General features: G+C 43.7%; 19 protein-coding genes and 1 tRNA gene. 16 read left to right on the top strand and 4 right to left on the bottom strand.

From position 1 onward, the window contains the following. The first annotated feature begins 110 nt into the window (after window positions 1–110). The 6 genes from LZZ85_RS08590 (at window position 111) to LZZ85_RS08565 (ending at window position 3,812) form a co-directional block, all read left to right on the top strand. Window positions 111–1,436: a citrate (Si)-synthase, eukaryotic gene (locus LZZ85_RS08590; protein ID WP_237870653.1), complete on the top strand. Its 1,326-nt coding sequence runs from the start codon at window positions 111–113 to the stop codon at window positions 1,434–1,436. 347 nt (window positions 1,437–1,783) lie between these two features. After that, window positions 1,784–2,041: a YtxH domain-containing protein gene (locus tag LZZ85_RS08585; RefSeq protein WP_237870651.1), complete on the top strand. Its 258-nt coding sequence runs from the start codon at window positions 1,784–1,786 to the stop codon at window positions 2,039–2,041. A 75-nt stretch (window positions 2,042–2,116) separates the two neighbouring features. Continuing rightward, window positions 2,117–2,458, top strand: coding sequence for a phage holin family protein (locus LZZ85_RS08580; protein WP_237870648.1), 342 nt, complete (start codon window positions 2,117–2,119; stop codon window positions 2,456–2,458). Continuing rightward, entirely contained in the window at window positions 2,451–2,933 is a 483-nt protein-coding gene (locus LZZ85_RS08575; RefSeq protein WP_237870646.1) for a hypothetical protein, read from the top strand. Before LZZ85_RS08580 ends, LZZ85_RS08575 begins: the two co-directional genes overlap by 8 nt. Before the next feature lie 69 nt (window positions 2,934–3,002). Then, window positions 3,003–3,075: transfer RNA gene (locus tag LZZ85_RS08570), tRNA-Ala, on the top strand. A 425-nt stretch (window positions 3,076–3,500) separates the two neighbouring features. Next, a complete protein-coding gene (locus tag LZZ85_RS08565) occupies window positions 3,501–3,812 on the top strand; it encodes a GIY-YIG nuclease family protein (RefSeq protein ID WP_349291739.1) in 312 nt (103 codons plus the stop codon). Window positions 3,813–4,750: 938 nt separating this feature from the next. On the opposite strand, the gene LZZ85_RS08560 is transcribed toward LZZ85_RS08565, so the two are convergent. Further along, window positions 4,751–5,551: a hypothetical protein gene (locus LZZ85_RS08560; RefSeq protein WP_237870644.1), complete on the bottom strand. Its 801-nt coding sequence runs from the start codon at window positions 5,549–5,551 to the stop codon at window positions 4,751–4,753. 591 nt (window positions 5,552–6,142) lie between these two features. Between LZZ85_RS08560 and LZZ85_RS08555 the strand changes: the two genes are divergently transcribed. The 10 genes from LZZ85_RS08555 (at window position 6,143) to LZZ85_RS08515 (ending at window position 16,889) form a co-directional block, all read left to right on the top strand. After that, window positions 6,143–6,928, top strand: coding sequence for a DUF4272 domain-containing protein (locus LZZ85_RS08555; protein WP_237870642.1), 786 nt, complete (start codon window positions 6,143–6,145; stop codon window positions 6,926–6,928). A 101-nt stretch (window positions 6,929–7,029) separates the two neighbouring features. After that, complete coding sequence (locus LZZ85_RS08550) at window positions 7,030–7,488, top strand: RagB/SusD family nutrient uptake outer membrane protein (RefSeq protein ID WP_237870641.1); 459 nt, start codon at window positions 7,030–7,032, stop codon at window positions 7,486–7,488. Window positions 7,489–7,493: 5 nt separating this feature from the next. After that, on the top strand, window positions 7,494–7,601 hold the full coding sequence (locus LZZ85_RS28765; protein WP_432422757.1) for a RagB/SusD family nutrient uptake outer membrane protein: 108 nt from the start codon (window positions 7,494–7,496) through the stop codon (window positions 7,599–7,601). Between the two features lie 148 nt (window positions 7,602–7,749). Continuing rightward, window positions 7,750–8,586 (top strand): endonuclease/exonuclease/phosphatase family protein, encoded by an 837-nt coding sequence (locus tag LZZ85_RS08545; protein WP_237870639.1) that lies wholly within the window; start codon window positions 7,750–7,752, stop codon window positions 8,584–8,586. A gap of 494 nt (window positions 8,587–9,080) precedes the next feature. Continuing rightward, window positions 9,081–10,379 (top strand): tetratricopeptide repeat protein, encoded by a 1,299-nt coding sequence (locus LZZ85_RS08540; RefSeq protein ID WP_237870637.1) that lies wholly within the window; start codon window positions 9,081–9,083, stop codon window positions 10,377–10,379. 61 nt (window positions 10,380–10,440) lie between these two features. Continuing rightward, the gene (locus tag LZZ85_RS08535; RefSeq protein WP_237870635.1) at window positions 10,441–11,283 is read left to right on the top strand and encodes a rhomboid family intramembrane serine protease; all 843 of its coding nucleotides are present in this window, start codon (window positions 10,441–10,443) and stop codon (window positions 11,281–11,283) included. A gap of 329 nt (window positions 11,284–11,612) precedes the next feature. Then, a complete protein-coding gene (locus tag LZZ85_RS08530; RefSeq protein WP_237870634.1) occupies window positions 11,613–11,999 on the top strand; it encodes a DUF1801 domain-containing protein in 387 nt (128 codons plus the stop codon). Window positions 12,000–12,069: 70 nt separating this feature from the next. Beyond that, window positions 12,070–12,582, top strand: a complete 513-nt coding sequence (locus LZZ85_RS08525; RefSeq protein WP_237870633.1) for a hypothetical protein — start codon at window positions 12,070–12,072, stop codon at window positions 12,580–12,582. Window positions 12,583–12,647: 65 nt separating this feature from the next. Then, on the top strand, window positions 12,648–13,376 hold the full coding sequence (locus LZZ85_RS08520; protein WP_237870632.1) for a hypothetical protein: 729 nt from the start codon (window positions 12,648–12,650) through the stop codon (window positions 13,374–13,376). A 762-nt stretch (window positions 13,377–14,138) separates the two neighbouring features. Continuing rightward, window positions 14,139–16,889 carry a hypothetical protein gene (locus LZZ85_RS08515; RefSeq protein WP_237870631.1) on the top strand — a complete coding sequence of 917 codons (2,751 nt, stop codon included), beginning with the start codon at window positions 14,139–14,141 and terminating at the stop codon, window positions 16,887–16,889. Window positions 16,890–16,916: 27 nt separating this feature from the next. Here LZZ85_RS08515 and LZZ85_RS08510 read toward each other — a convergent pair whose 3' ends face one another. The 3 genes from LZZ85_RS08510 to LZZ85_RS08500 form a co-directional block, all read right to left on the bottom strand. Beyond that, window positions 16,917–19,616, bottom strand: a complete 2,700-nt coding sequence (locus LZZ85_RS08510; RefSeq protein ID WP_237870630.1) for an alpha-L-rhamnosidase — start codon at window positions 19,614–19,616, stop codon at window positions 16,917–16,919. 16 nt (window positions 19,617–19,632) lie between these two features. Then, on the bottom strand, window positions 19,633–20,523 hold the full coding sequence (gene bla, locus LZZ85_RS08505) for a subclass B3 metallo-beta-lactamase (RefSeq protein ID WP_237870629.1): 891 nt from the start codon (window positions 20,521–20,523) through the stop codon (window positions 19,633–19,635). A gap of 218 nt (window positions 20,524–20,741) precedes the next feature. Then, window positions 20,742–21,641, bottom strand: coding sequence for an AraC family transcriptional regulator (locus LZZ85_RS08500; protein WP_237870628.1), 900 nt, complete (start codon window positions 21,639–21,641; stop codon window positions 20,742–20,744). Between the last annotated feature and the right edge of the window lie 54 nt (window positions 21,642–21,695).

Below are 21,695 nucleotides of genomic sequence, written 5' to 3'. Positions count from 1 at the left end.
GTGATGTTTGTGTAAAATGAGTAACATTATTCTCTAAAATGTTTGTTCTGGCAAAGGTCATTAACTACCTTTAGCACTTCAACATTTTTGTGATTTTTAAACGATCTGTCATGGGAGTAATTAAAGATAGGTTCAAAGCAAAAGCCGATCAGCTGGGTGTAGAAATCAAGGATTTGCTCAAGGAACACGGTAATAAAGTGATTGGAGAAGTACAGTTGTCTCAGATATACCAGGGTATGCGCGGAATGACTGGCCTCGTGTCTGAAACATCATTACTGGATGCGCAGGAAGGTATCCGTTTCAGAGGATATTCGATCCCCGAGTTGAGGGAGAAGCTGCCAAAAGCACCGGGAGGCTCGGAGCCTTTACCTGAAGGTTTGTTTTACCTGATGCTTATCGGGGAGTTGCCTACGGAAGAAGACGTGCAGCATGTGACCGCCGTATTGCAACGTCGCAGTCATGTTCCGAATCACGTTTTTCATACGATCGAAGCATTGCCTTTGAGCACCCATCCAATGACGCAGTTTGTTGTTGGTGTGATGGCTTTGCAGACAGAAAGCCAGTTTTCCAAGAAATATGCGCAGGGCATGAACAAGAAGGATTACTGGGAAGCTGTATTCGACGATTCAATGGATCTTATCGCAAGATTGCCCCGTGTAGCTGCATATATCTATCGCCGCAAATATAAATTCGGAGAGCATATCCAGCCGAATGGTCTGCTCGACTGGGCAGGGAACTTTGCCCATATGCTCGGCTTCGAAGATGATACATTCAAAGAACTGATGCGGATGTATATGACCATTCATGCTGATCATGAAGGAGGCAACGTATCAGCCCATACAACGCACCTTGTAGGCTCTGCATTGGCAGACCCTTATCTTAGCTTCGCGGCTGGTATGAATGGCCTTGCTGGTCCTCTGCATGGCCTCGCTAACCAGGAAGTGGTTAAATGGATCTTTGAAATGCAGGCGGAGCTGAATACAGATTCACCCAGCAAAGAACAGATCGAAGAGTATGTGAAGAAAACACTCACTTCCGGCAAAGTTGTTCCGGGTTATGGTCACGCGGTATTGCGCAAAACAGATCCGCGCTTTACTGCCCAGATGGAATTTGGTAAGAAACATATGCCGGACGACAAACTGGTAAATACTGTCTGGAATATCTATGAAGTAGTACCTCCGATCCTTCAATCATTAGGCAAGATCAAAAATCCCTGGCCGAACGTGGATGCGCATAGCGGATCATTGCTGGTTGGTGTTGGAATGAAAGAATATGAATACTATACCGTATTGTTCGGTGTAAGCCGCGCATTAGGTGTATTGGCCAGCCTTTGCTGGGACAGGGCGCTTGGTTTCGCTATCGAAAGACCGAAATCAGTTACTACTGACCTGGTTAAAAAATGGCTCAAAGGAGAAGAGCAGATATGGGGAGAATAAGCCCCATATGGTCCGATATCAGAACCCTGGCTTTAGGCCGGGGTTTTTCATTTATAGTCGATGGCCGATGACCGATGGCCGATTAGACTACTACAGAAGAAAATCCTGTATGTTATCGAGGCTGCTTTAATGCCACTTAGTTCTTCTTATATAATTGCTTAGGGCCGTGAAATACCTGGGTTTTAAAGTTATTTAAGCCTGTAAGGCGCCCCTGTTCGACCTATATTCATGTGCTGCGGTTACAGTTAACTGTCGGCCATCGGGCATCGGCCATCGCTGTTCTGGTATGGTTTTTTATAAGTTAACAGCAGATGACATTCATTCCTTAACTCTTAAAAACATAAATTATGACAACCAAAAACAAAGTATTGTTAGGTATCCTTGGAGCTGCGGCTGCTGGTGTAGTCATTGGTTTGCTGATTGCTCCTGAAAAAGGAAGTGATACTCGCAAGAAAATTAAAAATACAGCAGGCGATTGGGCTGATAGCCTTGGTCATCTTTGGAACAAAGGCAAAAAAATGGCGGAAGATGGTCTTGATGAAGCAAAAGACAAAGGCCGCCAGGCGAAACATGCAGCTGACAAGCTGAAAGAAAACTTCAGCTAAATAATAGTCAACAGGCGAGGAAGCCCATGGGGTCTTTTTCGCCTGTTTGCTTTTTGAAATTAAATTCTATAACTGATGGAAGAATTAAAGGAAAAGACCGCAGATCTCGTAGATCATGTAGAAGATATCGCAGACACCTTTTACAGGCTGACCATCATTAATGTAACGCAGAAGGCAACGAATGTCGCATCAAGCGCTCTCACGATGATCGTTGTTACCATCATTGGTTTTTGTGTGCTGCTCTTTCTGGGAGTGGCTTTGTCGTTCTGGCTGGGGGATCTGATCGGCAGCAGGTCCGGCGGTTTCCTGTTAGGAGGAGCGTTCTTCCTGCTGGTACTTTTGATATTGATTGCCTTGCGAAAAAAGATTGTTTTCCCGATGATCAGAAACCTGATTATAAGCAAAGTGTATGACTAAGAACTCTACTACTATCCGCACATACAACGATCTCCTGACAGAAAAGGAGCGTCTGAAGACTTTGTTACAGGCGCAGAAACAAATATTACGTCAGGACGTTGAAGATATCAAAGCTGAATTGCAGCCGGTAAAAAATGCTATCTCCCTCGTAGGAAAATTTACTACGCGGGATAAAAGCAATCCGCTGCTCACCAGCGCTACCGAAAGCATCATAGACCTCGTAGTGAAGCGTCTGTTGCTTTCGCGCACCGGTTGGCTTACAAAGCTCGTAGTTCCTTTTTTGATGAAGAATGTTTCTTCGCATTTAGTAAATGCGAACCAGGGAAAGATCTTTTCAAAATTGTTCTCTTTCTTTGGTAAAAAGAAAACAGACGATACAGATACGGATGAATTTGAAGACGATGAGCCTGTTACACCTGCTGCTGCACGCAGGAAACCTGAACCGGAAGAGCCTGTCGAAGAGAGGGCTGTTTAAGTTACTGGTAAGCAAATTTCCCCGGGGCTTTTTTTGAATACGTGAAATCCCTATTTTTGCGTCCCTGCAGGGGAATTAGCTCAGTTGGTAGAGCGCTAGCATGGCATGTTAGAGGTCATCGGTTCGAACCCGATATTCTCCACCTTGGGAAAAGCCCTTAAATGCTTTACTGTAAAGTGTTTTGGGGCTTTTTCATTGAAAATGACTCTCCTCGGTTTAGCCCTCAAATGACCCTTCACTCTCAAAATTAAGTCTAAAATGGCGCTAAAAAGAAATCCCGTGAAGGGGAAATAAGCATTGAAAATAACAATGGTAGAATCCGTTTAAGATGGAGGGTATCAGGTGAAAGATTCACCTGTTATACAGTTATTCCTCGGCGTCTTCCATACCTGCAGTTGGAAAGGAGATGATTTTTTATTTTCAGCGATCTTAACAAGGAGATTTTTTATGTATTCAACAGGAATAAAAAAACTCACTATCATTTATTTCATATCCCCCGGGTTATAAAAACATTTCTCACCGTTTTTTTCTCATTTTTCTATTTTCTCGCTCTTCTACCTTGCATTGATGGCAAGAGAATATAACTTTCACGTTTATATAATGACCAATATAAATCGCACAGTGCTTTACGTCGGTGTGACTAGCAATTTGGATGTAAGAATATGGCAACACAAAACAGGACAAAGTAAGTTTACTGCAAGGAATAAGTGCAATCGTCTCGTGTATATCGAACCATATACTGATATACGGGTAGCTAAAAGAAGAGAATGGTTATTGAAACGTTGGAGGCGTGAATGGAAGATTGAATTGATTACCAAAGCCAATCCGTTTATGGAAGATTTAGCGAGGGATTGGTATCCATCTTTGCGCGGCAAGTAAGCGTTTGGGTTGTCTGATTTCGGAGTGCATCGTGTTTGCCCGCCCCCCTCAAACTATGTTTCCCCGGGCGACGAACTTAATGCTTTGGCGAGTTTAAACGACTGAAGACCCGGGGCCCCTCTGATTGCCAACGGCTTCCTAACCGTTGAGGAACTCAAACTTCCGGCTCTGCCAGAGTTTGATAACCCGAGAGACCCCGGGTCTGGCAGGAATTAAGATTGTTATCTCAGGTAAGTTCGCCCGCCCGGGGAAACAGAGCGGGAAGGGGAAAGCGAGTACGATGCACTCCGATGATCGAAGAATGACCTCCTGTTATGCCATAGTTTGATAACCAGAGAGACCCCGGGTCTGGCAGGAATTAAGATTGTTATCTCAGGTAAGTTCGCCCGCCCGGGGAAACAGGGGGGGAAGGGGAAAGCGAGTACGATGCACTCCGATGATCGAAGAATGACCTCCTGTTATGCCAGAGTTTGATAACCAGAAAGACCCCGGGTCTGGCAGGAATTAAAATTGTTATCTCAGGTAAGTTCGCCCGCCCGGGGAAACAGAGCAGGAAGGGGAAAGCGAGTACGATGCACTCCGATGATCGAAGAATGACCTCCTGTTATGCCAGAGTTTGATAACCAGAGAGACCCCGGGTCTGGCAGGAATTAAGATTGTTATCTCAGGTAAGTTCGCCTGCCCGGGGAAACAGGGGGGAAGGGGAAAGCGAGTACGATGCACTCCGATGATCGAAGAATGACCTCCTGTTATGCCAGAGTTTGATAACCAGAAAGACCCCGGGTCTGGCAGGAATTAAGATTGTTATCTCAGGTAAGTTCGCCTGCCCGGGGAAACAGGGCGGGAAGGGGTGAGCGAGTACAATGCCCTCCAATGATCGAAGCATGAAATCCTGCTATGCGAGAGCTCGGCAATCAAAGAGGTCCAAATCTGGCAATTCAACCCCCCACCGCCACCAAATCCACGATCTTCCCCGCACCCGCTTTCCTAATCCCTCCCGATCCCCTCAACACCGTAATCTCCATCTCTATCCCAATCGACAACACATAACTGATCCCGCGATCCTTTGGCCTTTTTGCCGGCATCGGGAGCGACAGCTCAAACGTCTGGCCCTTATGCTGCTCCGTCGATGACAGCCAACCAGTGGTGGCCACTGTGGTACCCGGACTAAACGAATCCTTTTTTCCCGATGCATCAAACAACTGATCTGCTGCCAAACCCAACGCCATGATCACACGGAATTGAGGAACAGGCCAGGGTAGAAACAAACTCACCCCCTGTTGCAACTCCGGCAGTTCAACCCTTGCTATGCCTGCAACCGGATCGATGGAATACTGCAGCGGATGACGAATGATGCTATCGAACAGATGATTTTTATTCAGATTAAATCCCGCGAAGTAGGAAGGGTGTTGTGAGATCAATACGCTTCTTTCTCCACGCTTGCCAACAGGATCCAGCTTCTGCGGATGCCGGCATAAACCCGTCAACTTCGGCGTAAAATTATAATCAGCGAGATGTTTAATGTCCCTGATCGCCCAGCGGATGGCTTTCGATGTGCTTGCGCAAAGGCTGAACTCAGTTACCGTTTCCTGAACACGCTCACTGAGTTCCTTCTTCTTCTTCTTTCGACCACCATTGCGTCTTTGTCTAACAAAGATCTTGTCGGATCCCTGCTTGCGGTAAAACGTGTAGGTGCCCACGGCACCGGTAAATTCGACTCCACTTGATAATGTTCCCATACTGTTGAATTTTAAAGGTTAAGGCATGTAGATATAGTGCATTTGGCAATTATCTATCTTAGATAAATATACCAGTTATAATAATTTAGTATTACATATCCGTATTTTATCCATATTTAATTAATTATGGATATAGTATGGATAACATATGGAAAATATATGGATAACATATGGATACATAGAAAAAACAGCATAGAATCACTATTTGCTTATTGAATGAAAAACAGACAGTTGAGTAAGGATTTTAAGCAGTTGATCCAATAGCCTGAAATCTCGTCTTTACCCCGGCGCACGCCGGATTAAAGCTCAGGAAAATAGATCGGAAAGGAATGTAAATAGTTGAATAAGAAGTTGAATCAATGAGCTTCTTGGAATACATCGTAAGCTGGTTAACGCGATGGAGCAGGAACACAGCCGGCATAATGATCAATCATACCTGCAACTGAACCCGGATCTCCTGGAAACCTGGCCGCTTAGATCGGCATAGCTGAAAGCAATCTGTTACTTCCGTGAATGACTCGATAAGATTTCCAAAGAGCTAAACAAATTATTACATTAGTCCAGTTATAATTCATACCAGAGCAGCAAACAATGAAACGAACAAGGAACCTACTTGCAACAGCATTCATGCTCACCATTTTGAGCTGTGGTCAGGGTGAGGCAGACAGCACAAATACTGATGATCCGTCCGACACACCCGTGACGGTACCTGTAACCAATATTTCAGCCACAAAGGATCAGTCGGAGCGGCGAGCCAGATCGGAAGCCATTTGCAAGGCGAATGGCATTCCGGTGTATAAAAATCCCAACTCTCTTTTTGTAGAACCCGAGGAAAAAGTAACGCTCAGAACACAGGATGAAGTGGTTGACAGAGCCCTTGCTCTTTGTTATATCGGCTTGAAAAGCGAAGGTCTGGGACAGGAACAGTTGGACAAGATGGACAAAGACTATGGTATTTCAGCTAAGTTATCACCCAATGAAAAAGCATACGCAACGGCAAAGCAGGCAACGGAGCAACAGAAAATAGATGGCCTCTGGAGATATGAAAGCCTGCACGTTCTGCTATGGGCATTGGGGTATGTTGACAGCTTAAGCTTTCCTGATAAAATATGCAATGTAGGAGACGATGTAAAGATAATATATGAACTTAAGGAATCAGGCTTCCGCCAAAAAGCTCGGTTGAGGTCGAAGAAAGAGATCCTTGACCAGGCCGATCTGATCCTGCGTTTCGACTGGGCTTGTGTGAGTGCGAATCTCGAAGGCAAGCCAATGCCGGGACGGCTTGATAAGGGAGTTGTTTTTGAACGACATCATACGCTGAACTGGCTGATCCAATATATGAATCAGAATTGGGATGATGTAACAACTGATACCTAGATCAAGGTTTCGCTCGTCAATAACAACAGAAATAATTCAGCAGAGAAAAATCGTTTGAGTAAAAGTTCTCCAATGATCTACTCCTGATCTAAAATAGCACAATGCTCGATTTCCCAACACAGGATCTGGACGATAAGGAATTATTGCAGGAATCTAATGACGTCTTGCATGATCATGGATCATTAGCGGTGATATCGGATGCTGCTGAGAAAAAAAATGATCTTCCAGGAGATAACAGGTTCTTTATCCTTATCACCGATCCGACGATCCTTGAAGTAAGAAGGGAGCGTGGTATCGGACTGAGCCTTGAAGGATTCCGCTTTGCCGATATCCTAAGATGGAAAAGAGTTGAGCTCATGACACAGGAGTGGAATGGCTTCTATGTACCATCACTCAACACACCAATGGATCTGAATGAGGATGGCATCCTGGATGTTGCATTTTTTCGGGGAACGCGTCCTTCGCCAACCGTAGCCGGAGTAACACACGTAGATGTATCCGCGCGGATTGGTAATGCGGTGAATTCACAATTATTGAGAAAGGCACTTCCAGTGAATTGATCTGGATGAAGGAGATCCCAAGAGAATGGAATGAGCGAAACTACCTTTATCCGATCCCGTTAAACGATCTTCAGCGCAATCCGAACCTGCTGCAGAATCCGGGATGCCAGTAATGGCGCAGGGAAATAGGTTGAAAGTTTAAGAGTTTGAAAGTTTAAGGTTAAAAGTTTTATGTTTGGATATTGAATAGCTGCCTGATGTCAAATTATTAAACGCTTTATTCTTTCAAAGTTCTGTATCTATAATCACAAATTTTTACCAATGAATTTAAAGATCATGTGGATGACTGCGGCTTTCTTTTTAATGATCGCTGCGCAGGCACAGAAAGTAACGATCGGCACTTTTAATATTCGCTTTGATAACCCGGGGGATTCCGGTAACCTTTGGGTAGACCGGGCACCGGTTGTGTCTAACCTGATCCGTTTTCACGACTTTGATATTCTGGGTATACAGGAGGGATTGAAGAATCAGCTGGACGATATCAGTACTGCCCTGCCTCAATATGCGCGTTATGGTAAAGGCCGGGATGATGGTAAAGATGCAGGTGAACATTCCGCGATCTTTTACAAGAAAGATCGTTTTACTTTGTTAAAGAGCGGTGATTTCTGGTTATCAGAAACACCTGATAAGCCGGGCAAAGGTTGGGACGCGACCTGCTGCAACAGGATCTGTTCCTGGATCTACCTGGAAGATAGAAAGACGAAGAAGAAGTTTTATGCATTCAATGTTCATTTCGATCATCAGGGTGTCGTAGCTCGTCGGGAGAGCAGCAAGCTGATTTTGCAGAAGATCAAAGAGATTGCCGGTAATGCCCCGGTGTTGCTGACGGGAGATTTCAATGGTGGAAGAGACAGTGAATGGTATCAATCTATAGCAACATCCGGTTCATTGATCGATGTGTTTACGAAGGTGAAATTCCCTTATGCGAATAACTCATCGATGAACGGGTTCAGAACACCGCGGGGAAGCGCTGTGATCGATCATATCTTTATGACAAAGCAGTTTGAAGCAAGCAAGTGGGGAGTGTTGACGGATACTTATTTTGGAAAATATCCTTCCGATCATTTCCCGGTGTTGGCAGTGGTGGAGTTAAAGTGATCCCGATAGATTTTTAATCAGAAGATCTCCTGAGCAATTTTTTCAGGGGGTCTTTTTTTGTTTACACGCAAGGAGCACATCGCTCAAAAGGAAGTCAGTTGCCGCGGACATCATTAAACGGCATTGGATTTAAAAAATACGTGAAAGATCCGGGCTGACACGGGGATGGTATTGACAATTGCCGCTGAATTAATTAAATTCACCCTGCCTTCAGAGCCTTGTCCGGCTACCGATATTTAGAAACCGGGAGTTTCGGGTTGTATGCCTGGTCGCTTAGGTGTACGGAGTGTACTGAAAAGAACTGCAGAAAATAACCGATTGAAGAAACGAAAGTATGGATGATGAATGGCATGCAGTTGAAGAGAATGCTACAGTTTACTATGCGTAATACTATTCGGAGCCACTTTGCGCTTCCGGATAGATGAGGAACAGCAATGATAATATCAACGTATTGTTGCTTTAGCGTTACAAGCAATATTTACAAAGAACTCAATATGTTTGGATTATTCAGCAAAAAAAAATATCAGCCAACGGTAACTCCTGAAGACAAGGAGTGGATAGAAAGAAGTATTATCTGGTTTATTGAAGTCTTTGGGTTTCAACAACTGAATGCAAGGCCGTTTATTACTCCGGGAACAACAAACTTTCCATATAAGAATTTAAAAGATCCGGAGCAATTTCAGCAATTATTTGAGCAGATGTGCAACTACTGGGGGCTGAAACCGAATGAGATCATCGTAAAGTTCTTTGATGACATCAAGTCAAAACAATGGACGACGGCATGGATGCCTATTGGTCCGGCCAATGAACCGGGAGGAACATATACTCAGATTTACACAACAGAGGAAAAACGGTTCAGGATTCAATTGGCAAAATCGAATCTCGAAAATCCGGAATTGCTCATCGCTGTTATGGCGCATGAACTTGCCCATGTAAAACTTCTTGGAGGAAAATACATAAGTGCAAATGACCCAAACATGGAACCTCTTACTGATTTGGTAAGCATCTTTTTCGGATTTGGGGTTTTCGTTGCAAATAGTGTTCAAACAACAGACGGTTACTGGATCAGCCGGTCGGGGTATCTCCCCAATCAGTTAATAAGTTATGCCAATGCTTTGATCTGTTATATAACCGGAGGCAATGCAGATAATTATGAATCGATATTGAACGCCAATACCAGGGATCTTTTCCGCAAAGATTTTGAATTCTTAAGTAAGACCAATAATACTACTTTAACGAAAACGATAGTGGAAGCAACTGAAAGGGTTTTTGAAACCGGAAGAAAAATTACCGATGGCTTTGACAGGAGAGACTTTCATGATGTAATTGAAACAAGTAAGAAACTTGTTGAGTCTAATCCGAAAGATGTCTGGGCATTTAATACTATAGGGTATGCTTTGCTTCAACAAAAGAAATATCCAGAGGCGATAGAACAATTTACTACTGCGATTGCAATTTCCCCGTACTGGGATTACCCATATAATAACCGGGGATATTGTAGACTTCAGCTTGGGGATCTGGATAATGCGTTTGTGGACCTGGATCATTCATTCGAAATGAATCCTGATAATTCTTACTCATGGAGAAATCTGGGCGCCTACTATCTGGCGACAAGTGAATTTGAAAAAGCACTATACCATTTTCAGGAAGCCGAAAAAAGAGACCCTAAAACGGAGCTTATTAATTTCTATCTTGGACAAGCCAATCTTAAATTGGGGAATCTCGAAGAAGGACAAAAATATATTTACAAATCCAGGGCGCTTAAAGAGCATAATGATTCAGTAATTGAGTAGAGTCATTTCGTTTACGTTCTAAAAATGATCAAATCTTGCTGAAAGTTTAACTGCAACTATAATGACAGATACCGGAATTATAAGCCTGATACTGATCGCCGCAAATATTGCCTTTTCATATAAAGGATTCACCAACCAGTCCTTTTTTGAAGGGTACAAATTCGAAGTTGATAAGATACTTGTTCATAGGGATTACAAGCGATTAATTACGTCAGGATTTTTGCATGTGAACTGGACTCATCTTATTTTCAATATGATCAGTCTGTTGCTTTTCAGCGGAGCAATTGAATATACGCTTGGCAGCTTCAGATTTTTGATCATTTACTTTGTAAGTTTAATTGGAGGAAGTCTGCTTTCGTTATTTATTCATAGAAACCATGGCAGCTACAGTGCCGTTGGTGCATCAGGTGCCGTGTGCGGAATTATCTTTGCTGCTATTGCATTGTTTCCGGGAATCGGAGTTGGCTTCTTCTTTCTTCCGGTATCTATTCCAGGCTGGGTATACGGTGTTGTATATGTAGCCTATTCTATTTACGGGATCAGATCGAATAAAGACAATATCGGACACGAAGCACACCTGGGCGGTGCATTGATAGGAATGGCGGTTGCTTTGATTTTAGAGCCGGCTGCGTTCTCCGAAAATTACCTGACAATTCTGATCATCCTGGTTCCGGCAATTGCTTTTATTGTTCTGATCATCACAAAGCCACATGCCTTGCTGATCGATAATTTTTATTTCAAGACACAGAAGAATTACTATTCGATAGATCATAAGTACAATGAAGAGAAGATGAACAGTCAAAGGGAGATAGACGATATCCTCGATAAAATAGGCAGGAAGGGAATGGATAGTTTAAGTACAACAGAAAAGGAAAAACTCAAACGATTTTCCCGAAAAATCTGATCAGCCCCGGGGTAATATTTTGAATTTAAATAAACCTTGACCATGCTGCCATCCTATAGTAAATTGTTTCCAGCCTCGTCAGATGTTTCTGCTGACAAAGTTAAAGAGCATGCGGATATTTTATTTCCCTCTTTCTCCATCGATCTGAAAGAGATAGACCCAGAATGATTAGGACAGGTTCACATGCCTCAGTTTGATGAAGATCCGAATAACAAGTAAGCGACTGATGCACCATTACTGATAAACAGTAAAAACCTCATAACAGGAATATGCCAAAGAAACGACCTATACATCCAGACTTTCGTTCTTTACTGGACTTTAAAGACAAAGTGCTGATCGATCTTTTTACTGATCTGAGAGAATTTGTCCTGGAACAAAGCAAAGATTGTAATGAGTTAATTTATCATACGCACGCGTTGACCGCCGTATTTACAACTTCTGATAAATTGCAGGATGCTTTTTGCATGATCCCAATTTATTCAAATCACTTAAACCTGGGATTCAATAAGGGAACACTTCTGAAAGACCCTGGAAAATTGCTGACCGGGACGGGGAAATTGATACGGCATATTGATGTGGAGAAAAAGAGTGATTATAGAAATGCGGAAACCAAGGCTTTAATAAAAGAAGCGATCCAATTTTCTTTAAAGGATAGGGGTACCTTTTCGGATTGTGCCGGTCAGACAATTTCAAAAATAAAAACGAAAGAGAGATAAAATTTCATAACTATCATGATTGAGCAGCATACAGAATCAATAATAACCTTTAAGCTATAACAACTTATTTATGGACGAAGAAAAGTATGGTATTGACATAGAGTTCGCGCATGACAGGGCGAAAGCCCTTATCCCTGAAGAATTCTTTTGGAGTTGTGTAGATGAACTTGCTCCGTTTGGGTCAGATGAGGGGGATACAGCGCTGGCAGAGTTCAGGACATGGAGAACCCAGTATCCTGATGCTCCTACTATAGAATGCATGAAATGGGTGATAGAGAGTGTGGGAGAAATGGATTTTGCCGAATATAACGATTCTCTTACAGACCCTTCGACAGTGGCAGAAGCAGTCGAAGATGAAGCATTTGATGATCATCAGTATATTTTCACCCTCGACGTCTCAGTAATCGCAACTGGTTTTGCGCAGTTGGTAGATGAAGGGATTATCGAAGCGGAGAACAAGCCAGTCATACAACTGGCTATCGACAGGCAGAGAGTTTGGGCGAAAGTTCTGGATAACTGGGAGCATGCAGGCGAATATCTTATCAACCTCGATGTTCTTGAACGTGCACTAAGCAAAGCCTGAGGAACTGCCAATGCAGGAAGCACGCTGTACTATTGCCGTATTGAGTGTTCTAAAATTTTAAGAAAATGCAAGTTTTTAAGATCAACCGTGACGGGATCAATGTTTTAAAAAAGCAAATGTTGAACCGTATAATTCCTTTGATGAGCGTTGTGATGATCGGGGCAGTGATCGTCAGCATATCTAATTCGAAAGAAAAGATTGCTGGCTCAGGAATAACGACGTTTCTGATAATGATTGTTTTCATAGCGCTTGCTTTTGGGGCTGGGATCTATAGCGCAATAAGAAAGCAAAAAGCATTGCTGGAGAGTTATACGCTGACCATTACAAACAACCTGATTACGCGGGAGCAGCTGAATACGCCAACAATTTCGATCTACTTCAACGATATTAATAGCATTATCAAAACGAAGAAAGGTGCTTTTTTGATTAAAGGAAGGAATTCAGGTGATCTGATTTTTATCCCGCCACAGATCGACAATGTTTCGACGCTGGAAGCGCTCTTAAGCCAGATCCGCCCGTTCAGTGAAAAGTCCAGTACATCCCTCCTTGAGAAATATCAGGGTCTGGTCTTGCTGCTGACCATCGGACTTATGCTTTGTGTTTACGGTGTGAATAATAAGATTGTTGTTGTAGTAGCAGGAACCGGACTGGTTGCATTGATGACGTGGAGTTTCATCAAAACTATCACCAGCAAAAATATAAATAGCAAAACTAAACGGAGTATGTGGTGGATACTGGTAGTGTTGGCTTCTGTGATTGCGGTGATGGCAATGAAGTTGTCGGCGATGTCATAAGTGGAATTGAATGCAGTTTTTTTAGGCGCATGCGAATGATCCGGATGAGATTGTTTAATAAAAATCATGACTGGATGAGGCTACTCCCAGATCATATATTTTCGATTTTGTTCTTTCTGGATGTTAACAGCGGAGCGTTGGGACTTTTTTCCGGACAAGGCAATTAAATTAGTATGGAATTATGCGAATATTTCACCGCTGATGGATCTGATCTTTGGGACGTATGTTTGTCCGCCGAAAGAGCCTGATAGTTTTGGGATCAGCGAGGCATTTCCGAAGACTTATGTTGGACAGATGGTTAAGCTGTTGTTGCCAAAGATTGTGTGGAATAAGCCCCCCCGAAGAAGCCGGAAAAATGGAAGCGTTTAGGCGTTAACAGAAGAGAAGACCATTGACCAGTTCAACTACTTTAAGCGGACTTACTCCGATCACTTTAAGAAAGAATGGGTGATATCAGATCGGATAATTTGTTTGTGTGGGAAGTTACGGGTTGGGGGTGAAATCACCCTAGATGAAAAGTGTATTAACCCTCCTTTTGCGTGGATCTGATAAAACTATAAAATACCTTTTGTGCAGGTTTTTAATTTCCGTATCTTTTTGATGAAAGATAGTTGGATCTCTTTTCCAATACTGTCACGTTACGTGATTGAATGACCTATTCACCCAATGAAAAGTTTACTGTGTCTGCCTGTTTAACTATGAAGCGGGGATTTGCGCCTGAAACTGAATTATTTCAATTGTGGTAATAAAACGGTCGTCATTATGAGTGCGGGAGAAAACACTTTATTTGTCCGGGATTTCATTTCATCCCTTGTAGGAAAGAGAGAGGATAGTTTATTCCAGGATTGGCTGCTTTGGCCTCCTGACGTGTTTCTTGTAACATCTATATTGTTACAGCGAACTGGCTGTTATCGGATTGCCCTGGTTGAGCTGGAAGAAGAATGGCTGAATGCTGTACAAGATACTCATGCTGAAACTGCGTCTTTTAAAAAAGGAAGTCAGGGAGAAATGTCTTCGTCAAAAAAATTCTACTGGCAGTCGGAGAAATGGCAGGAGGATATCAGATCTGTAGGATCTGCGTGGATTAATGTGACCGGCTTTGCCGCCATGCAGGAGCATAGTGGTTCACTTGCTGAGATCAAGGAAAAGATCGTTACAAAGAGGTCTGTATCCTGCAAGGGCTGGATAGCGAAGCTGGAACTGCTGGAGCGTCTTTGGCACAAACTGGATACGGAAGATGTCAATATAGAAGAGCTTCGTTTGATATCGTCAGACACCTGGGATAGTCTTGATCTGCAGTTGAACGCGGATTTTTCCGAAGAGAAATTCTACAAATGCCGCGAGATAGCCCTTATTCTTGTTTGGATACATGCCCTGGCTGATGAAGCTTGTATGGGGTTTGGGTTGGTTAGCGAGTGTTATACGACTTCACTCGACAAATACGAGTTCGCAACAGGGATCAGAGCGTTTGCAAAGATGAAAGCAAACCTCCTGCTTATTTCAACCGGTTCATTAAGTACTGTTTCCAAATTTCATGGCGTGGTATTGCCAAAAATGAGGACTCCTCAGGTTGGATTTATTCTACGCTCCATGTCCCATCATATCAGCTATCATGCTACAGAAGTAGAAGTGATCTGGCGGACGATCCCCTGGCTTAATTCAAATGAGAAGACATTAAATGTGCTGGCTTTTCCATTTCCTTACCAGGTTTCCAATGACGATTTCAAGGTGATGGAAGAACGCTATCATTCGGTCCGTTATTTTCAGCCCAACTTTGAAAAGAAAAATGTAGAAGGAATAGCGATGCTGGAAGCGATCATCAAACTTGTCTTTGATCTGCATGATACAGGTACCACCATTCATATGATAGTCTTTCCTGAATGTGCGTTGAAAGAAGAAGAGTATCAACACATGCTGAGCCGCTTCCATAAGCTGCTTGCTGTAAAGTCCACTGGTGAATCATTTAAGCTGCCCATGATCATTGCAGGCGTGATAGGATTAAATGGGTCCGATCAGGCGCCCCTTAAACAGATGGATAAAGCAGAACGTTATGTAAATAATGAAGTTAGGGTAGCATCTTATTTTGCAGGACGCTGGTACGAAGTGAAGCAGCGGAAACATCATCGCTGGCAGCTTGACAGGAAGCAGATCATTCAATATGATCTGCAGGGCGTGTTATCTACAGAGCGGAGGTGGTTTGAGTATACGACCGTTTCTCAGCGGCGGTTGACATTTCTTGCGCCAAATGACTGGCTGGTGATCACTTCGCTGATCTGTGAAGACCTTGCTCGTCTGGAGCCGGTTTCAGAGATCATCAGAGGGGTAGGACCCACATTTTTAGTGGCTTTACTTAGTGACGGGCCACAACTCACGGAGAGATGGTCTGCCCGCTATGCAAGTGTACTGGCAGACGATCCTGGTACCGCAGTCTTCTCTCTCACCTCCTATGGAATGGCGTCCAGGTCTAAGCCAGAAAATGCCGATACAGATGCAAGGATTCCTGGGAGTGGAACGGTGGTGGGATTATGGAGGGATGCTGTAACCGGATTTAAGATCATGAAGTCCACTCAGGCCAATACAGCCCAGCTTATCACCATCTCGGCAGAATTTCAAAAAGAGCAGACCCTTGATGGCAGAGAAGATGGAGGAAAAGCGCCATCATTCAAAATCGACAGGGTGAAAGAAATATCAATTGGCGAAACGAAAGCTGAAAAGAAGACATTTGAGCTGAACGAAACAGAGTGGGGTAATTGGGAAGATATACGACAGCTTTCAGTCTTTGTATTCACGCTTGATGCAGCGATCGATCTGCTGTTGATGACTGTCAGCGATGCCTCAAGAAGCAAGGGAAGTCAGAATACTGAAATAAAAGAATTTCAGGAAGAGAATACCATACCCGAGGATATCAAGAGCAAATTCGATTTATACTGGAATGAGATCCTGTCTATTTTAATGATGAAACACGTACCTGGAAATTCTGTCCGTAAAAAGAACTATGAACCTTTTATCGAAAAAGTTAAATATGAGAAAACAGAGCAATCTGAAATCAGTAAGCATGCTTTTGACCATATGCTGCATAAAACCAAACAATCGTTGCAGCAACCTTTAAAGTACGGTGTAGGGGTGCGGACCTATTACGCAGCTGAATGGCCGACTAAAGAAGTTCAATTTGCCTATTCCAATGCGACACGCATCTTCAAGGAATCTACAAAGGCTCTTGATTCCAGTAAACTACCTGAAACGGTAACATCTATTATGCGGGTGCTGTTTGAAAAAGCAAAATTTGTTTTTGAAGATGAGCAGACTGAAATGGGACGGCTCAGAACTGTTTTCACTAAGGAACAGATAAGAACCAGGCAGGCTGTTCCCATAGCGATGGTCATGGCAATAGATAATAAACTTTCAAATTGGAAACTGACACACAAAGATGATCTTACAGAATTAAAAAGGTTACGTACGGAGATCAGGGCATTTCTGAATAGCTGTTATAAAAGAGTTCGTGTAGCGAAGTAGTCTTTTTTAAACCTCATCAACATAATACTATTCAGCAAATGTAAGGGTATAAGATCCTGCTGTCAGCCTAATCGATTTTTCAACTACGATCTCCTTTCCGTTCAGCTTCGCTTTCTTTATCACTGGCGGCAATTGAACCGAAGCTGAAGAGTTTGCGGGGACCGTCACTTCATACACGATATTCCCTGCGGTGCGTTTCCAGGAGGAAATGATCTTTCCATAAGGGCTTCGGTAACTTGCCGAAAAATTCTCAAGTCCTGTAGGAAACCCCGGTTCCAGTTTTACATGCTTAAAACCTGGTGCTGCTTCATCGGGGTGTATGCCTCCGAGGCCTTTATAGAACCATCCGCCGATCTCTCCAAACATCATGTGATTCAAAGAAATGTCACGTGCGGCATCTATATCCCAGTTTTCGTACAATGTTGTAGCTCCGTTCTGGATCCACCAACCCCAGGAAGGGTAGGTCGACTGCACCGCCAGTTGATAGGCTATATCAGTCTTTCCATTTTCGCTGAGTGCATTCAGAATGGCTTTTGCTCCTAAAACTCCCACATCAAGATGGAGATTATCCTGCATTACGCGTTTTGCGAGATTGTCAGCCACGGCCGCTCTGAATTCTTCAGGGACGATCTTCCAGTATAAGGCCATACTCAACTCTGTCTGGACCCCATTACCGTAGATCTTCTTGTCTCTATCAAAATATTTTTCATTGATGGCTTTTCTGATCTTTTCAGCAAGCGCTGTATATCGCTGCTGATCGTCTTTCCTGTTAAGCAGTTTTGCTGTTTTTGCAAGAATGTTTGCGTCCACATAGAAATAAATGGACGAAGTCAGCTCAAGTGATGAGGTTGATTTCACCGGCACCCAATCGCCACGCCCAAAAGTTGTAAAACCGGTAGGGCTGATCCCTTCTACATAATTTACATACCGTTTTATATTCTCGTAGTTGTCTTTTAATGGAGTCAGATCACCATAGAAAAGATACAGATTCCAGGGAATGATCGCGATCGTGCTCGTCCAGTCGGTGCCATTTGCTGTACCATAACCCCACCCTCCTGTGGGAATGATATCGGGTAATACCCCATTTGGCTGTTGCTCATCGCGATGGTCTGCCATCCATTTTTCATAAACGCTGATGCCGTCAAAGTTGAACAGGCCGCTTTCTATTGCAAAATGGCCATCACCTGTCCAGCCGTTCTTTTCGCGCTGCGGACAGTCTGTTGGGTATCCGAAAAGATTTGACAGGTAAGAATTGTTGGTCGCTTCCCAGATCTTATTGAGCAAAGTATTCGAAGAGCTGATTTGTCCTGTTGCAGATACATCACTGTGCATGAAGTATGCGACGAGGTCATTTTTTTCGATCTTGACCGGCTTATCGCTGATGATCTCTACGTACTGAAACCCTTTATAATTGAACTTAGGCATGAATTCAACCGCCCCGGATCCGTTAAGTATCACGATATCCGTTTGAAATGGATCACTGTTGTCTTTAGGACGATGGTATACATCAATATTGGAAAGGTCAACGTGCTGTGCAGGTACTTTCCTTGCCGCTCCCTGCTTATATAAGCGCTCTCCATGAATGATGCGGACAGTTGTGCCACTTTTTCCTTTGAGTTTTATTTTGATCACTCCGGCGATATTTCTTCCGAGATCAAACAGGTAGCTGGTGTCACTAAAGCGTGTAAAGGAGGTCGGTTTAATTTCATCTACGTTTTTAATGGGCGCCATTAGCTGGCTGACCACGTGTTGGGAGGGCGCAGCGCGAAGCCCTGATCCTCTCCATGTGCTATCGTTGTATCGTGTCGTACTCCAATCCGGGATCTCCAGGCGGCTGTCATAATGTTCTCCTGTATAAATGCTATTAAATATGATGGGGCTTGCATGGCTTTTCCATGAGCCATCTGTAGAAACAGTTTCGGTCGTTCCGTCTTCATAAGTGATCCGTATATCCATGCAGAATGTTGGTCGCTGACGCCATGGAGCGCGTTCAAAATTCCAAACGGCGAGAGATTGGTGATTGTACCAGCCATTGCCGAGTATCACGCCAACTGCATTTTCTCCGTTGTTCAGCAATCCGGTGATATCATGACTCACATACATATTTCTTCTGTCGAAGCGGGTATACATCGGGTCGAGACGATGATCGCCGGTTTTTTGTCCATTGATATAAAGTTCATATAAGCCCGCAACGGCGATATATGCACGTGCTGAGCTGATCTTCTTCTTCGCTGTGAATTGTTTTCTGAAGTAGGGTGCAGGTAATGTATTGATACTTCCTCCGTCGCTGATCCAGGTGCCTTTCCAGTTAGCCATGTCCATCATGCCTGTTTCAAACCAGCTGACAGGAGATGATGGTAATTGCTTTCCATTCTTATCCCAGATCTTCACCTTCCAGTGATAGCGCGTAAATGGTGCCAGTCGCTTGCCATTGTAAGTAATGAGATGGGTGGTTGAACTGATCTTACCGGAGTTCCAGTGATTTTTACTGCCGGATTCTGGTAAGGCAGTGTCAGTGGAGATGATCACCTGGTAAGCAGACTGAGTGGCACCCTGTGCCGGGTCGTTCATCTGCCAGGAAAGTCTTGGCTGATCTTTATCAACGCCGAGCGGTGTGACGAGATGTTCGCAGCGCAATTCTTTCGATCCCGTTTGGGCAAGAATGAAGGGGCTTGATAATAAGATCGAAAGTATGGCGAAAGCAATTGCTGGTATAATATTTCTCATGAATGGATTTATATCTTTATTCCGCTGCTTTTTTCTCTTCGTATTGTTTTTTTATTTTCTGTATTCTTTTCAAGAAAGCGGCTTTGTCGGAGAATGCTGCAGGGTTATAGGTACCGCCTTCTTTTCTTTTGTCATGCATGTTGAACTGGCTGGCATGGGCCGCCACCCAGATATCAAAATCCAGTTTTTCCATAGCCGCAAGTGTATAAGCATAGTCGTTGGCCATGGAAGGATAGGATTCGACTTCGGAAAACTTTTTATCATCATCGAGAATGATAGAGGGGATATTGGCGATCAGTACGCGAATGGTTTTGTTATTGTCTTTTACATTGATCAGATAGCTGCAGGAGCCCCTGGTATGACCGGGATGATGCAGCATGGTCAGTTTGTTTTCACCGAGAACGATAGAATCTTTATCCTGTAATAAACGGTCTGGTTTCGCAGGTGCGAAACTTGGCGTATTGCCACCGAAGTAATAGTCTGTTTTCCCGCCATCTGCCATTACGCCAGCATCTTTGCTGTCGATCATTAATTGTGCTCCTGTTAATTCCTTTAAGGCGGCAATTGCGCCGACATGATCGAAATGCACCTGGTTTGTCAGCAGGATTTTTACGTCCTTTATTTTAAAACCGAGACTTTCTATATTGGATTGAATGGTTGCAGCCGAGGATGCAAGACCGGTGTTGATCAGGATATGACCTTTTGAACCGGTGATAAGATAACAGGCCAGGTCATATGTTCCGACGTAATAGATATTTCCGGCAACGCGGAACGGTTTGTAAGGGGCTGTCCATTCTTTGTTGTCGGAAATGGGTTCAACGACTTTTTGAGCGGCAACGGTTAAGTTGACAAGACAGGCGAATACTACTATTTGCAGTTTTGTGAGGATGCATGAATGATTGGGCATGGAAGGGGACAGTGTTTTGCAGACTGTCAGGGACCGAAATTAATGAATCTGTATAAGGGGTGGAAATGTAAGTTTTTCTAATTGGCGTAGAAGGAACGCGGCGGAGGCGGCGATGCGCAGCGGGCGCGGAGAAAACAGCCGGAAAAGACATGGTGTATCGCCGCGTATCGTTGCGTTCGCCGCGTTCCTCACTTGTCGGAATAAAGAATGCCACGGTGTTAATGAGATCTCTTCTCCCGGTACAACGCCGGTGACACGCCCATTACCTTTGTGAACAGTCTCGAAAAATAATACGGATCCTCAAACCCCAATCCTTGCGCCACCTCCTTGATCCGGAGGCTCGTGAACAGCAGGTACTGGCACGCCTTCTGGATCTTCAAATGATTAAAATACTCCATCGGCGCATGCCCCGTCTTTTTCTTAAACAACGAAGAAAAATGTGAGGTAGAAAAATTAACCTGTCGCGCCACTTCTTCCAGTGTCAATGCTTTGTCAATATGCTTGCTCATATAATCAATCGCAAGATCAGACGGATCTTTCTCCAGGCTTTCCGCCGATGCATTGAATTTATTGTTAAAAAGAAACAACGTCATAAAATGCCAGAAGCACATATTGGTATAAGCAACATTGTCTATACTGTAACCCCGCTCCAGCTGATGATACATTTCATCAAACAGGTTGACGATCTTTTCGCTGGCGAGAATGGATCCTTTGTATGAATCGGTTTGTTTTTCAAATGTGTCAATGATGGAATTGGAGACAGATCCTTTGAAGTGTATCCAGTGAATAGTCCATGGGTCCTGGTCATCCGCTTCATATACATGCGGCGTTTTTGCCGGGATCAGTACAAACTCCCCTGAGCCTATTTCATGCGATGTATTATGAATAGTTACACGTCCATTGCCCTTGATGCAATAGATCAGTATATGCTGGTCTGCTCCATGTTTTCTCTCACGGAAATGATGTTTTGCTTTTGGATAATAGCCAATGTCGGTAATATAAAGCGGGCTGACAATGTCATTGTTTTTAATAAGTGTGGCAAGTACAGAACGGGGAAGGATGATCGCTTTTTGTCCCTGGAATCCTTCCTGTTTCTTTATCGTTGTTTCCGGATTCATTGGCCAATGATAATAAAAAAATCCATCAAATTGCGGAATTACTCCATCAACGGT

The sequence above is a fragment of the Terrimonas ginsenosidimutans genome (genome assembly GCF_022012415.1).
Classification (GTDB): Bacteria; Bacteroidota; Bacteroidia; order Chitinophagales; family Chitinophagaceae; genus Terrimonas_A; species Terrimonas_A ginsenosidimutans.
Note: the sequence above shows the minus strand (reverse complement) of the source record. Positions and strands in the feature narration are given on the sequence as shown.